Origin of the sequence: Stenotrophomonas sp. Ps181 (assembly GCF_025697425.1) — a bacterium.
In the GTDB taxonomy this organism is placed as follows: Bacteria; Pseudomonadota; Gammaproteobacteria; order Xanthomonadales; family Xanthomonadaceae; genus Stenotrophomonas; species Stenotrophomonas sepilia.
Window position 1 is genome coordinate 636,799 of sequence record NZ_JAHWBI010000003.1, and the last position, 14,580, is coordinate 651,378.

Below are 14,580 nucleotides of genomic sequence, written 5' to 3' on the forward strand. Positions count from 1 at the left end.
CGCGCCATGCACTGGGCCTGCCTGTTGTTGCCGCAGTTGGCGCTGGACAGCGTGCTGCGCCTGCAGCCCGACCCACAGCGGCCATTGGTACTGCTGCAGGGGCCGGCGCAGCGTCGCGTGCTGCGCGCGGTCAGCCCGTCGGCACGTGCAGCAGGGCTGCGCCCGGGCATGCTGCTGTCGGCTGCACAGGTACTGGTGCAGGACATGCACCTGCACGACTACGACCCCAATGCTGAACAGCACACCCGGCATCTGCTGGCCAGCTGGGCCTATGCCTACAGCTCGCAGGTCAGCCTCGATTTTCCGCATGCGCTGGTGCTGGAAATCGGTGCCAGCCGCGCCCTGTTCGGTGACTGGCTGACGATCCAGCAGCGCCTGCGCAACGAACTGCACGAACTCGGCTTCCGCCACCGCCTGGTGGCCGCGCCTACCCCACATGCCGCGCGCGTGCTGGCCAACGTCCACGATGGCCTCGGCCTTGATGCGCAGCAGCTGCCGGCGGCGCTGGCGCAGCTGCCTCTGGCGCGCTGTGGCCTGCCCAGCGAGGCGGTGACGGTGCTTGGCCGTTCCGGCCTGCGCACGTTGGGCGCGGTGCTCAAGCTGCCGCGCGACAGCCTGGCCCGGCGCTTCGCCCCCGAGGTCCTGCAGCAGCTGGATGCATTGCGCGGGCTGCCCACCGCGCCATTGCGCTACTACCAGCCACCGGACCGTTTCGATGCGCGCATCGAATTCGAATACGAGATCGAATCCAGCCAGGCCCTGCTGTTCCCGCTGCGCCGCCTGCTGCTCGACCTGGCCGCCTTCCTGTGCTCGCGCGATGGCGGCGTGCAGCGCTTCGACCTGCATTTCGAGCATGACCTGTTGCCGGCCAGCGTGCTGACCATCGGCCTGTTGGCGCCCGAGCGCGATCCCACGCTGCTGTTCGAGATCGCACGCAACCGCATGGAAGCGTTCGCCCTGCCGGCCGGCAGCCGCGCACTACGCCTGCAGGCCGAACAGCTGCCGCCGTTCGTACCCGCCGCGCGTGACCTGTTCGATACCCGTCCGGCGCAGGCGATGCCGTGGAACCAGCTGCGTGAGCGCCTGCGCGCGCGGCTCGGCGATGATGCCGTGCAGCCGCTGGCAGTGCAGGCCGACCATCGTCCCGAACGTGCCAGCGGCACCCAGCCAGCGGCCAGGCCACCGGCATACTGGCCACTGCGCCCCGGTTGGCTGCTGGACGCTCCACAGCCGCTGCGTGACCCGCGCCTGCGCATCATCGCCGGGCCGGAGCGGATCGAATCGGGCTGGTGGGACCAGGCTGATGCGCGCCGCGACTACTACGTGGTGGAAACCGCGCATGGCCAGCGCGGCTGGGCCTTCCGCGCGCGCAACGATCCGCATGCGCCGTGGATGCTGCACGGCTGGTTCGGCTGAGCCGCCATGCACAGCGAACTGCCCGGCTACGCCGAACTGCACTGCCTGTCGGCCTTCAGTTTCCAGCGCGGTGCTTCGATCGCCGAAGAGTTGTTCGCGCGCGCCGCGGGCCAGGGCTACCGCGCGTTGGCGATCACCGACGAATGCTCGCTGGCCGGCATCGTGCGCGCCTGGCAGGCAGCGAAGGCACATGGCGTGGCACTGATCGTCGGCGCCGAATTCCAGGTCGAGGACGGGCCGAAGCTGGCCCTGCTGTGCACCGACCAGACCGCCTATGCCGGGCTGTGCCAGTTGATCACGACCTGTCGGCGGCGGGCTGCCAAGGGCGAGTACCGCTGCCTGCGCGACGATCTGCTCGGCCTGCCCGACGGTTTGTTGTGCCTGTGGCTGGACCGGCAGCCATCCGCCACCGATCTCGAGTTGCTGCGCACCGGCTTCGATGACCGGCTGTGGCTGGCGGTGGAACTGCACCGCGAACACGATGACGCACGCCGCCTGCAGCAGCTGCGGGCCTTCGGCGAACGCCACCGCCTGCCCCTGGTCGCCAGTGGCGATGTGCACATGCACGTGCGCCGCCGCCGTGCCCTGCAGGACACACTGACCGCGATCCGCCACCGCTGCAGCGTGGCCGAGGCCGGCTGGCGCCTGTTTCCCAATGGCGAGCGCCACCTGCGCCCGCGTACCGCGCTGGCCCAGCTGTATCCGCCCGAACTGCTGGCTGAAACCCTGCGCATCGCCGAACGCTGCCACTTCACCCTGGAACAGCTGCAGTACACCTATCCGCGCGAGCTGGTGCCCGAAGGACACGATCCGGACAGCTGGCTGCGCGTGCTGGTCGAGCGCGGCATCCGGTGGCGCTGGAAAGGCGGCATCGAAGCGAAGCAACGCACGCAGATCGAGCACGAACTGGCGCTGATCAAGCAGAAGAACTACGCCTCCTACTTCCTCACCGTGCAGGACATCGTGCGCTTTGCGCGCAGCCAGGACATCCTCTGCCAGGGCCGTGGCTCAGCGGCCAACTCAGCGGTGTGCTTCGTGCTGGGCGTGACCGAGATCGACCCGGCACGCAGCAACCTGCTGTTCGAGCGCTTCATCTCCGCCGAGCGCGACGAACCGCCGGATATCGACATCGACTTCGAGCACGAGCGTCGCGAGGAGGTGCTGCAGTACGTGTTCAAGCGCTACGGCCGCGAGCGCGCCGCACTGACCGCGGTGGCGATCAGCTACCGTGGCCGCAGCGCGATCCGCGACGTGGCCCGCGCACTGGGCCTGCCGATGGACCAGGTCAACGAACTGGGCGCGGCGATGGACCACTGGGGCGGCAACATCCCATTGCCGGAAACCCTGCGCGAGCGCGGTTTCGATCCGGACACGCCGTTGATGCGGCGCCTGCTGGCACTCACCGCAGAGCTGATCGATTTCCCGCGCCACCTGTCGCAGCACCCGGGCGGTTTCGTGATTTCCGAGCATCCACTGTCGACCCTGGTACCGGTGGAGAACGCGGCGATGGCCGACCGCACCGTCATCCAGTGGGACAAGGATGACCTGGATGCCACCGGCCTGATGAAGGTCGACTGCCTGGCATTGGGCATGCTTACGGCCATCCGCAAGTGCCTGGCGATGCTGAAACAGCATGGCCTGCACGAAGGGCGCATGGACGCCATCCCGCCCAAGGATGCGAAGACCTTCGACATGATCTGCGCCGCCGATACCATCGGCGTGTTCCAGATCGAATCGCGCGCACAGATGGCGATGCTGCCGCGCATGCAGCCGCGCACGTTCTATGACCTGGTGATCGAAGTGGCGATCGTGCGCCCCGGACCGATCCAGGGCGACATGGTGCATCCCTACCTGGAGCGGCGGCGGATCCTGCGCGAACAGGGCCCGGAGGCACTGAACGATCCGGACAATCCGCTCTACCCACCGCAGCTGGAACGCGTGTTCGCGCGTACGCTGGGCGTGCCATTGTTCCAGGAACAGGTGATGCAGCTGGCGGTCGAAGCCGCCGGCTACACGCCTGGCCAGGCCGATGCCCTGCGCCGTTCGATGGCCGCCTGGAAACGTCGTGGCGGGCTGGAACCGCATCGCGAGAAGCTGTTGGCCGGCATGCTGGAGAACGGCTTCAGTCGCGAATACGGCGAGCACCTGTTCGAGCAGATCAAGGGCTTCGGCGATTACGGCTTCCCGGAAAGCCACGCCGCCAGCTTCGCCCTGCTGACCTATAACAGCTGCTGGCTGAAGTGCCACCACCCGGCCGCATTCACTGCCAGCCTGATCAACAGCCAGCCGCTGGGTTTCTACAGCCCCGACCAGCTGCTGCAGGACGCGCGGCGGCATGGCATTACCGTTCTTCCCGTGGACGTACGCCACAGCGACTGGGACTGCACGCTGGACTTCAGCAGGGGGCCGGCGGCGATCCGCCTGGGCCTGCGCCTGATCGACGGCTGCAACGAAGGTGCCGTGCAGGCCATCATGCGCGAGCGCGCGCGGCGCCCGTTCGACGACGTCGGCGACCTGTGCCAGCGCACCGCGCTGGACCGCCGCCAGCAGGGCCTGCTGGCCGATGCCGGGGCACTGCGCGGGCTCAGCGGCCATCGCCATCGTGCACGCTGGGATATCTCGGGCGTAGAGAACCGGCTGCCGCTGTTCGACCAGGCCCGTGCCACTGCCGAAGCCCGCGTGCCCCTGCCACTGCCCAGCGCCTGGGAGGACATGCAGGCCGACTACCGCAGCACGGGCACCACCCTCGGCCGCCACCCGATCTCGTTCCTGCGCGCGCAGCTGCGCAGCCGTGGCTGCCTGGATGCCGCACAGCTGGCCGGGCACGGCCACGGCCGCCGTGTGCGCATCGCCGGACTGGTGCGCATGCGCCAGCGGCCACAGACCGCCAGCGGGGTGACTTTCCTCACCCTCGAGGACGAGACCGGCATGGTCAACGCCGTGGTCTGGCGCCACCTGGCCGACCGCCAGCACCGGGTGCTGGTCGACACCCAGCTGATGCAGATCGATGGCCGCCTGGAGCGCGTTGATGGCGTGCAGCATGTCATCGTGCAGCGCATGCACTGCCTGGATGAGCTGCTGCAGGGACTGCGCAGCCACAGCCGCGATTTCCACTGACGATACACATCGTCACACAACGAACTGGCCTTTGCCCGCCGGCATCCGCTATCGTCGGCCTATCCAAGGAAGGACGACCCGATGCCCCGTGTGCTGCTGCTGACCACCCTGGTGGTCTCGACCCTTGCCCTGCTCGTTTCCGGCTGGACCGCCTGGAGCCTGCATCGCAGCCAATCGCCTGAGCGGATCATCGAAGCGCGCGGCCTGGTCATCCACGATGGCACTGGGCAACCACGGCTGATCCTCGGCGCGCCGGTGCCGGCCCCCCTCAGCAAGGGCCGCACCCAAGGACCGCGTGCAACCGCGCTGTCCGGCCTGATCCTGCTTGGCCCCGACGGTTCCGAGCGCGGCGGTTATGGCACCAGCGACCGCGGGGGCGAAGCCCTGCTCACTCTGGACGATGCCACCGGCACCACCGAAGTCTTCAAGGTCGTCGCCAACCCGGACCGTGGCGCCAGCCTGATGGTCAAGCACCAGAACAATACCGGCGCCATGCTCACGTCCTGGCAGGGCAAGCCGGAGTTGATGTTCGTCGATGACAGTGGCCAGTCCTACTACGTGCGCCCCGGCGCCAACGCCGCGCCCTGATCTGCTTCTGTAGTGCCGAGCCATGCTCGGCTGCTGGTAGAAGCAGCCCAGCATGGCTCGGCTCTACAAAGGCGAAGCAACGTCGAGCATGGCTGGGCGCTATGCCCCACACACCGCCGCCAGGTCATCGGCCAGCTGCCGCAGCTGCGCCGCCCCCAGTGCCGCACAGGTGATGCGCAGGCCATGCCCTGGTGCAGCCACCGCAAACACTTCGCCAGCACGCACATGCCATCCGCGCGCAGCCAGCGCCAGTACCTGTGGATGGCTGTCGGCCGGCAACGGCAGCCACAGGTTCAATCCCTCCATCGGCAACGGCGTCGGCACGCCACGCACGCGCAGCAGTTCCTGCAGCGACTGCAGGCGCTGCTGGTACCGCTCGCCTGCCGAGGCGATCTTCGCCCGCTGCGGCGCCGACGCCAGCACCGACGTGGCGGCATCCTGCAGCAGATGACTGACCCAACCGATGCCGGACGCCAACCGCAACCGCAACCGCATCGCGGTCTCGTCATCACAGGCCAGCCAGGCCAGGCGCAGGTCGGGGCCAAGCGGCTTGGACAGCGAACGCAGCAGCGCCCAGCGCCGGCCATCCACCGGCAGTACCGAGTGGTAGGCCCGCTGCGAGAGCAGCGCGTAATGATCGTCGACCAGCAGCGCCACCTGCGGGTAGGCCGCCAGCAACTGGCGCAACGCCCGTGCCCGCTTCGCATCCAGGCTGGCCCCGGTCGGGTTGTGCGCACGCGGGGTCAGCAGCACCGCGCGTGCACCGGCCTCCAGCGCCTGTCGCAGCGATTCAACCTGCATGCCATGCGCATCCACCGTCACCGGCAACGGCGCATGGCCCACGGCATTGAGCACATTGAGGCTGCCGAGGAAGCATGGATCCTCCACCGCGATGCGATCCCCCGGCAGCAGCCATGCCGCCAACAGGCGCTCGATGCCATCGACCGCGCCATGGGTCAGCTCCAGCGCGTACCCCTCGGGGCAATCCGCATCCAGCGAGGCGCGTGCCAGCGCCTGCAACCTCGTGTCGACCGTACCCACGCCATACAGCCGCGGCGCCGCCGGGGTCAGGCGCAGGTTCGGCAGCAGGCGCGGATCCGGGTTGCCACCGGCCAGGTCCTGCAGCGCCAGCCCCGGCGTACTGCCCTCGCGCGCCAGCGGCGGCGGCAGGCCACGCACCACCGTGCCGCGGCGGCCCGCCGTGCTGGCCAGGCCGGCCGCATCCAGTCGCTTGTAGGCAGCAGCCACGGTGTTGCGATTGACCCCCAGCTGATCGGCCAGTTCGCGCACCGGCGGCAACACGCTGCCGGCCGGCAGGCGGCCCTTGCCGATGCCATCACGGATGCTGTCGAAGATCGACTCGGCGCTGTGCCCGGTGATTTTCACTTTGTCCTATGCCAAAATAATTCTTGTCCTGTGCCAGTGTATCCCACCCTGGCCATCCTGCATTGGAGGTGCCCGCATGCCCCTTGCCGCCCCCGACTGGCCCGTCGCCCAGTCCGTTGAACAGATCGCCGCCAACCTGGTCACGGTGCGCCAACGCATCGCCGCTGCCTGCGCCCGCGTCGGCCGGGACCCGGCCAGCGTGCGCCTGCTGCCGGTCAGCAAGACCGTCGATGACGCCCGCATCCGCATGGCGGTGGCCGCCGGTTGCCGCGAGCTGGGCGAGAACAAGGTGCAGGAGGCGCAGCGCAAGGCCGAGACGATGGCCGATCTGGGCGTGCACTGGTCGGTGATCGGGCATCTGCAGACCAACAAGGCGCGCTACGTGGCGCGCTTCGCCAGCGAGTTCCAGGCGCTGGACAGCCTGCGCGTGGCCGAAGCACTGCAGCAGCGCCTGCAGCTGGAAGACCGCACGCTGGATGTGTTCGTGCAGGTCAACACCTCCGCCGAACCCAGCAAGTACGGTCTGGAACCCGCTGCCGTCGAGGCCTTTGTGCAGCAGCTTCCAGCGTTCGATCGCCTGCACGTACGCGGCCTGATGACGCTGGCCATCTTCACCCCCGAGGTCGAGCGCGTGCGTGCCTGCTTCGTGCGCCTGCGCGAACTGCGCGACCAGCTGCAGCGCACTGCACCTCCCGGCATCGACCTGTCGCAGCTGTCGATGGGCATGTCCGGTGACTTCGAAGTGGCCATCGAGGAAGGTGCCACTGTGGTCCGCGTCGGGCAGGCCATCTTCGGCGCACGCGCCACCCCGGACAGTTTCTACTGGCCCAGCAATGGAGCCCTGGCATGAAGCACGCGGTCGTCCTGCAACACGTCGCCTTTGAAGACCTCGGCACCCTGCAGCCTCTGCTGATGGCACAGGGCTGGCAGCTGCAGGTGCTGCAGGCCGGTGTCGACGCCCTCGATCCGGCCGAAGCCGCCGACCTGCTGGTGGTGCTGGGCGGTCCGGTAAGCGTCAACGACGTTGATCTCTATCCCTTCCTCGATGACAGCATCGCGCTGCTGCAATGTCGGCTGCAGCAGCAGCGGCCCACGCTGGGCATCTGCCTGGGCGCACAGCTGATGGCGCGTGCACTCGGTGCCGACGTCGCCGCCAGTGGTGGCAAGGAGATCGGCTTTGCGCCGCTGCTGCTCACCGATGACGGCCAGCGCTCGCCACTGCAGGCCCTGCAGGGCATTCCGGTACTGCATTGGCATGGCGAGGCGTTCGAACTCCCGGCGGGTGCACGTCGCCTGGCCAGCACGCCGGCCTGCCGCCACCAGGCCTTTGCCATCGGTAACCATGCGTTGGCACTGCAATGCCATCCGGAGCTGGACGCGCGCCAGTTCGAGCGCTGGCTGATCGGTCACACCCTGGAACTGGCGCAGGCTGGCATCGATCCGAACGACCTGCGCACGCAGGCGCGTCGCTATGGCGCGCCACTGGCCGCGGCCGCCACCGCGATGTTCGACCATTGGCTGCAGGACCTGCCGGAGCTACCGCGATGAACTACCGATTGCAGATCCACCGCGATGGCGCCTATTGGGGTCACTTCGACTGCAGCGGGCCTGATGCCCTGCAGCACATGGACAGCATCGCCGCGCAGCTGCCTGCAGACCAGGGCTTCCAGCTGAAACGGCAGAAAGGCATCGGCGAAGAGCGCATCCTGTCCAGCAATGCCGATGGCCTGCGCGTACTGGCGTCGCAGATCCAGTACCGCGACCTCTGACGATCGTCACGGTAGTGCCGGCCGTTCGCCCGCATGCGAAGCTTGACCCATGCTGACCCTGCAACGCGGCCGCCACCACGGACTGCTCGTCGCACCGCGCTGGCCCTCCACCCGCATCCAGCTGGAAGAAGAGGTACTGCAACGCCTGCTCGACGCGCAGGCATTGCTGCCTGCCGAGCTGGGCCTGCCGGTCACGCGCGGCTTCGAACCCAGCCACCGCCGGCTTGGCAGCTTCCGTCGTGGCGCGCGTTGGCTCGGCATCGCGGTGCTCCGCGCCTGCTATCCGCAGCGCCATGATGAAGTCGATGCCATCTTTCGGCGCCAACGGCCACGACATCGATGGCCGTCATATCGATGTCTCGGTGGTATTGCACGGCAAGCGGCTGCGGCTGCTGCCACTGGGCGTGTTCACCCCGCCGCGCTGGCAGGATCGTCGCACCGCCCGCCACGCCGAAGCGATCGCCTGCGTGAAGCGCAGCCTCCAGCACTGCGGTTTCGCGCTGCATCACAACCCCACCGAAGCCCTGCAGATCCACTGCGATTATCGTCCGCGCTGACCTCGCAGTCGGCCATGCATGCCACGCCTTGCGCCCATTGATGCAAATGATTCTCTTTTGCTGTAAGGTGCAGCCGCTGCCCTTGCCGCCGCGGGCTGTTCCCTTTCCCAGTTGTCGCCCGCCCCGTGTCCACGCCTGTCGAACCGACGGATGTCGCGCAGCTGTGCGCGGCCCACTACCGGCCGCTGCACGCCCATGTCCGCCGTAAACTCCCGCAACGCAGCGACGCCGATGACGTCGTTCAGGAAACCTGGCTGCGCGTCGTCAGAATCGCCGCCAGTGGCCTGCTGAGCAATGGCCGCGCCTACCTGTACCGCGTCGCCCACAACCTGATCGCCGATCATTACCGGCAACGCCAACGCCGGCGCGAAGACGCTCTGGATGAAGCGCAGCTGCTCGCCATCACTGATCCTTCGCCCCTGCCGGAGCAGCGCCTGCTCGATGCCGAACAGCTGCGCCACCTCGACGCGGTCATTGCCGCGTTGCCGCCCCGGTCGCGACAGGTGTTCCTGCTGGCACGGGTGGAGCAGATGACGCTGGCCCAGATCGGCCGACAGCTGGGGATCAGCCGGCAGACCGCGCACGGCCATCTGCTGCGTGCGCTGGTCGCGCTGCAGCAGGTACCCGGCGCATGAGCCAGGAGGCGATCGCGCGCGAGGCCGCACGCTGGTGGCTGGACGGCCGCGACGGCGGCCGTGACGAGCGTGCGTTCAGCCAGTGGTACCACGCCGATGCGCGCCACGCCGCGCAGTACCAGCACCTGCAGGCGCTCTGGCTGGCCGGTGATGCGACACCCAGCCTGCAGCGGCACCAGCTCCGGCGGCAGCGCCGGCGCCTGCGCGACGCCGGTACCGCCGTGCTGCTGCTCTGTGCGTTGGGCCTGTATACCCACCAAGCCGCGCCCCCGGCCGCGCAGATGATCCGCACGGCGGCAGGCGAGATCCGCGAAGAAGTACTGCCGGATGGCTCGCGCGTACTGCTCTCGCCCGGCAGCGAAGTCCATGTCCGCATCGATGCACAGCGCCGCCAGCTGCAGCTGGAGCGCGGCCAGGCCTGGTTCCAGGTCAGCGCCGACGCTGCGCGACCGTTCCAGGTGCATACCCCGCACGGTACTGTCACCGCGCTGGGCACCGCGTTCGATCTGGCGGTACTGCGCGACGACAGCGTGGTCACGGTCACCGAGCACCGCGTCAACGTGGTGTCCGGCAGCAGCACCCGCCAAGCATCCGAAGGGCAGCAGATGCGATTCGACGCGAAGGCATCCGCCACGCTGCTTCCAGCGGAAGGGGCTGCCCTGGCCTGGCGCGAGCGGCGCCTGCACTGGATCTCCGCACCCTTGGCCGAGGTCACCCAGGGCCTGGATCGCTGGCATGGCGGCCACACCTGGATCATCGGCGCACAGCTGCGCCAGCAGCCGGTCACCCTGCTCGGCAGCGCCGACGGCGCGGCGCGCAGCCGCGACCAGCTGGCCACACAGCTGCGTGTGCGCGTGCTCCGCCTGGGCGCGGGCGTGCAGGTGTGGCTGCCGCCACGCAAGGGACATCGCGATGCACCCTGACATCAGCCCTGCCGCTGCGTCTACCCAGGATGACGACGCGCTGCGTCAGCCCCTGGAGCTCCCGATGCCGTTTCACCGCCCCCTTGTCCTCGCCCTGTCACTGGCCTGCGCCATTCCGCTTCCACTGTTGTCGGCCAGCGCGCACGCGCAGACCGTCACGCGCCACTTCGATCTTCCTGCACAACCGCTGGCCAGCGCGCTGGATGCGTACAGCCGGCTGACCGGAGTCGATCTGGTGATCGGGGCGGCATTGCCGAGTGGCCAGACGGCACCGGCGCTGCAAGGACAGTTCGATGATGCGCAGGCGCTGTCGCACCTGCTGGTCGGCAGCGGCCTGCGCCCCCGCTTCATCGACACACGCCGTGCCACGCTGGAACCGGCGCCGACCGCACCCACCGACGGCAGCCGTCGAACCGGCCCGCTGCGCGTACAGGCCACTGCCGCGCACGGCCGGGCACCGGGTGCCGGCGCCAGCCAATATGTACCGGCCACCGGCGATGGCTTCGCGCCCTCCGTCGGCAGCGAACGCGTGGCGATGGCCGAGCGCCAGGACGGCAACAGCCTGCTGCGCTCGATGCCCGGCACCCACAGCTTCCATTCGCGCAGCCAGCCCGGCCTGCAGGTCAACATCCGCGGCATGACCGGCGCCGGGCGGGTCAACACCATGATCGATGGTGTCACCCAGGCCTTCCGCAACAACGCGGGCCATGGCTCCGGTGGCCCGTTCGCCTACGTCGACCCGTTCCTGCTGGCCGGCGTGGACGTGCAACGCGGCGCGGTCGCCGGTGGTGATGGCGCAGGCACGCTGGCCGGCAGTGCCAATTTCCGCACGCTGGATATCGATGACCTGCTCGGTGAAGACCGTCGCTGGGGCCTGCGTGCAGGCTACCGCCACGGCAACAACGGCTACGGCAATGGCCGCACCTTCGCCGGCGCCTGGCGCCACAGCGAGGACGGCGGTGATCGCCAGTTCGGCCTGCTGGCCGCTGCCAGCAGCAGCCGCAGCAGCGAATACGCCACCGCGCGGGGGCAGAAGAACACCGCCGACCCGGGCAGCCAGCAGCCCAGCAGCTGGCTGCTGAAAGCACGCCTGCAGCCGAGCGACCAGCATCGGCTGGACCTGAGCCACATGCGTTACGAAAACGACTTCTACCACAACTACCCGTGGCAGATTTCCGCACGCAACCAGCGCGCCAGCTACCACTACACGCCCTATTCGCCGTGGATCGACCTGCGCGCGACCTTTGCCAGCAACAAGACCCGGCTGTTCTATCCGCCCGTGGAGGATTCCAGCTACATCGGTCGGCGCACCCACAGCAGCCTGAGCAGCTGGACCCTCGACAACACCAGCCGCTTCGATATCGGCGCGCTGCAGGCCCGCTGGAACACCGGCATCAAGCACCAGTCGGATATCTATGTGGCCGACACCCCCACCCTGCGCGGCGCCAACCCGCAGGGCCGCAGCCAGCTGGACAGCGTGTTCAGCACGCTGGAACTGCAGTACGACGTCTACGCGCTGACCGCAGGCCTGCGCCAGGATCGCTACGGCATCCGCGGCCACGTTCCGGTGTGCTCGGATGTCCCCGGCCAGTGCGCGGAGATCAATGGCGGCGGCATCGACGTGCGCCGCACCCAGCACGCGCTCAGCCCCAGCCTGGCGGTTTCGTGGCAGGCCACCGACTGGCTGCAACTGTTCGCTGAAGTCTCCCGCACTTCGCGGCCGCCACGCGTCCAGGAGATGTTCTTCGAGAAGATCCCACTGGAAGGCATCAGCGATGCCGACGGCGTCGGCGCCAATCCGTTCCTGCGCCGTGAGCGCTCGCGCAACCTGCAGTTCGGCGCCAACCTCAGCACCGACGCGTTGCTGGTTGACGGCGACCTGGCCCAGCTGCGCGTCACCCGCTTCGACAACCGCATCCGCGACTACATCAAGCCGCAATACCTGCTGATCGTGCATCCGCCGGAAGTGGAGCCAGTCGTGGTACCGATCGACAGCGATCCGCAGCTCACTGCCTGGACCGACGCACTGGACGTGGACGACTTCAGCACCACCACGCGCTGGATGAACCACCCGGGCGTGGTGCGCATGCGCGGTATCGAGCTGGAAGCGCACTACGCCAGCACGCGCTATCACGCGACGCTGAGCTGGACCCGCTCGCACACCAGCGCGCCCGCCATCGAATTCGTCAACCTGGAAGACATCACCGCCCTGCCCGACCGCTACTGGACGCTGGACGTGGGCGGCCGCTGGTGGCAGCAGCGCGTGCAGGCCGGCCTGCGTGCCGAATACTCCGGGCCCACCGAAGAAGGCTACGACTTCTTCCAGACCCGCAAGACCGGTGGTACCGGTGTACTCCTCGACTTCTACGCCAGCTTCAAGCCCCAGCCCAGCACCACGCTGTGGCTGAACATCGAAAACCTGCAGAACAAAGCCTATGACAACAATGCCTCGATCGACAGCATCTTCAGCCCGATTCTGGACCGCGGCAACGGCCGTGGCCGCACCGTCTCGATGGGCGTCAATGTGGCGTTCTAGCCGTCGCTGGCTGCCGCTGTGCCTGCTTGCGCTGGCCGCAATGGTCAGCGCGCAGCCGATGCCCGGCACGGTGATCGACCTGGCCAGTGGCCAGCCCCTGGACGAAGCCGCATTCGTGAAGCGCGCAGCGAATGCCCCGCGACTGCTGCTGGGCGAACGCCACGATCTGGCCGGTGACCACGCCGCCCAGCGCTGGCTGCTGCACGCGCTGCAGCAGCAGCGTCCACAAGGCGCGCTGGTGCTGGAGATGATTGCCAGCGAACGCCAGCCGCGCCTGCAGCGGGTGCAGCGCTGGCTGGCCACCGGCAACCATGCCGACGGTGCGCGCCTGCAGGAGCTGCTGGGCTGGGATACACGCTGGCCGTGGGCTGCCTATGGCGGGCTGGTACAGGACGCCACCGCTGCCGGCATCCCCCTGTTCGGCGGCAATCTGTCGCGTGCCGAGGTCAATGCGTTGCTCGCTTCCAACGGGCCGGTGCGGTTCCCGATGCCCACCGCCCGGCACCGCCTGTCGGCCGTGGTGCTGGCCCAGCATGCGGACGCAGCACCGATGCTGGAAGGGATGCTGGCCGTGCAACAGGCCCGCGACACGCGCATGGCACAGGTAATGACCGAGGCACCGGCACCCACGCTGCTGTTGGCCGGCCGCTGGCATGTACTGCGCGGTACCGGCGTGCCGGGCTACCTGCCAGCGGACACACCAGCGCTGGTGATCGCACTGGCCTCGCCGGGTGAATCCGTCGAGGCGGTCGACGCCGACCTGCTATGGGCGCTGGACGATGAGTGAGCGTGGCCAACACTGGCAGGCGATCGCCATCAGCATCGGGCTTCACCTGTTGCCCCTGCTGCTGTTGGTGCACTGGGTGGCCGCGCCGCCATCGCTGCCGCCGCCCGAGCAGGACGTGCGCATCAGCCTGCGCCTGCTGGCACCGGCGACGCCGCCGCAGCCACTGGAAGAACGCCAGGCCGACACACCCAGCCAGGCGCAGCAGGCGCGCGCATCCCAACCGACGAAGTCGCCCCCTCCACCGAAGCCCACCGCCGCACGCGAGGGCGAGGTGGCCGCCAGCGAACGCGGTGGCGCTGGCCGGCAAGCCCTGCCGGTCGCCCCGCCTGCGGCCGCGACCGATGCAAGTCCCGCACCGGCATCGATCACGGCCGCGCCGCCCGCTCCCGACGCCCCACCGGCGGACTTCCAGGCCGGCGCCGCCAGCGACCAGTGGGAAGCCCGCCTGATGGCGCGGCTGGAGCGTTATCGCTACTACCCTGCTGCGGCCCGCTCACGGCGCCAGCAGGGCACTGCCTGGGTCAGGGCCAGCATCGATCGCGAGGGACGCCTGCTGGCCCTGCGGTTGGAGCAGTCCAGTGGACAACCGATGCTTGACGGCGCCGCACTGCAGACCTTCCGCCGCGCGCAGCCACTACCGCCCATTCCCGATGAACTGAAGGCACCACAGGAACTGGTGGTGCCGGTGGAGTACTACCTGCGCTAGGCGTTGTGGAACTGTGCCGCAGTCTGCGACCTCAACCCAGGTTCAGGTCAAACACATCCGGCGCAACAGAGCAGTCCGCCGTGTGCAACGATCGCGTCGCGTATCGCCGGGCCGATGCTCGGCCGCTCCACGCAATCGGCAGTCGTAGAGCCGGGCCCAC

The 14,580-nt window shown here is 68.7% G+C and carries 13 protein-coding genes; 12 read left to right on the forward strand and 1 reads right to left on the reverse strand.

The genetic code is table 11. The features are described 5' to 3' along the window. Window positions 1-6: 6 nt before the first annotated feature. The 3 genes from KXV01_RS09785 (at window position 7) to KXV01_RS09795 (ending at window position 5,121) form a co-directional block, all read left to right on the forward strand. Window positions 7-1,416 (forward strand): DNA polymerase Y family protein, encoded by a 1,410-nt coding sequence (locus KXV01_RS09785; protein ID WP_049414229.1) that lies wholly within the window; start codon window positions 7-9, stop codon window positions 1,414-1,416. 6 nt (window positions 1,417-1,422) lie between these two features. Beyond that, window positions 1,423-4,533 (forward strand): error-prone DNA polymerase, encoded by a 3,111-nt coding sequence (locus KXV01_RS09790; RefSeq protein WP_099488306.1) that lies wholly within the window; start codon window positions 1,423-1,425, stop codon window positions 4,531-4,533. Window positions 4,534-4,614: 81 nt separating this feature from the next. Then, window positions 4,615-5,121, forward strand: coding sequence for a hypothetical protein (locus KXV01_RS09795; protein ID WP_263467740.1), 507 nt, complete (start codon window positions 4,615-4,617; stop codon window positions 5,119-5,121). A gap of 99 nt (window positions 5,122-5,220) precedes the next feature. On the opposite strand, the gene ptsJ is transcribed toward KXV01_RS09795, so the two are convergent. Next, window positions 5,221-6,507 carry a transcriptional regulator PtsJ gene (gene ptsJ / locus KXV01_RS09800; protein WP_263467741.1) on the reverse strand — a complete coding sequence of 429 codons (1,287 nt, stop codon included), beginning with the start codon at window positions 6,505-6,507 and terminating at the stop codon, window positions 5,221-5,223. Between the two features lie 76 nt (window positions 6,508-6,583). On the opposite strand from ptsJ, the gene KXV01_RS09805 reads away from it, so the two are divergent. From KXV01_RS09805 to KXV01_RS09845, 9 genes are all read left to right on the forward strand, one after another. Beyond that, complete coding sequence (locus KXV01_RS09805; RefSeq protein ID WP_111191480.1) at window positions 6,584-7,357, forward strand: YggS family pyridoxal phosphate-dependent enzyme; 774 nt, start codon at window positions 6,584-6,586, stop codon at window positions 7,355-7,357. Continuing rightward, a complete protein-coding gene (locus tag KXV01_RS09810; RefSeq protein WP_049414238.1) occupies window positions 7,354-8,055 on the forward strand; it encodes a glutamine amidotransferase in 702 nt (233 codons plus the stop codon). The genes KXV01_RS09805 and KXV01_RS09810 overlap by 4 nt, the downstream gene beginning before the upstream one ends. Beyond that, a complete protein-coding gene (locus KXV01_RS09815) occupies window positions 8,052-8,276 on the forward strand; it encodes a hypothetical protein (RefSeq protein ID WP_049414239.1) in 225 nt (74 codons plus the stop codon). The genes KXV01_RS09810 and KXV01_RS09815 overlap by 4 nt, the downstream gene beginning before the upstream one ends. A 305-nt stretch (window positions 8,277-8,581) precedes the next feature. Further along, window positions 8,582-8,833, forward strand: a complete 252-nt coding sequence (locus KXV01_RS09820) for a hypothetical protein (RefSeq protein ID WP_240458925.1) — start codon at window positions 8,582-8,584, stop codon at window positions 8,831-8,833. 125 nt (window positions 8,834-8,958) lie between these two features. Continuing rightward, a complete protein-coding gene (locus KXV01_RS09825) occupies window positions 8,959-9,468 on the forward strand; it encodes an RNA polymerase sigma factor (protein ID WP_111096571.1) in 510 nt (169 codons plus the stop codon). Next, entirely contained in the window at window positions 9,465-10,391 is a 927-nt protein-coding gene (locus KXV01_RS09830; protein WP_049438491.1) for a FecR domain-containing protein, read from the forward strand. The genes KXV01_RS09825 and KXV01_RS09830 overlap by 4 nt, the downstream gene beginning before the upstream one ends. Before the next feature lie 64 nt (window positions 10,392-10,455). After that, a complete protein-coding gene (locus tag KXV01_RS09835) occupies window positions 10,456-12,927 on the forward strand; it encodes a TonB-dependent receptor (RefSeq protein WP_263467742.1) in 2,472 nt (823 codons plus the stop codon). After that, on the forward strand, window positions 12,914-13,714 hold the full coding sequence (locus KXV01_RS09840; RefSeq protein ID WP_049415363.1) for a ChaN family lipoprotein: 801 nt from the start codon (window positions 12,914-12,916) through the stop codon (window positions 13,712-13,714). The genes KXV01_RS09835 and KXV01_RS09840 overlap by 14 nt, the downstream gene beginning before the upstream one ends. After that, window positions 13,707-14,420 (forward strand): energy transducer TonB, encoded by a 714-nt coding sequence (locus KXV01_RS09845; RefSeq protein ID WP_099488314.1) that lies wholly within the window; start codon window positions 13,707-13,709, stop codon window positions 14,418-14,420. Before KXV01_RS09840 ends, KXV01_RS09845 begins: the two co-directional genes overlap by 8 nt. The last annotated feature ends 160 nt before the right edge of the window (window positions 14,421-14,580 follow it).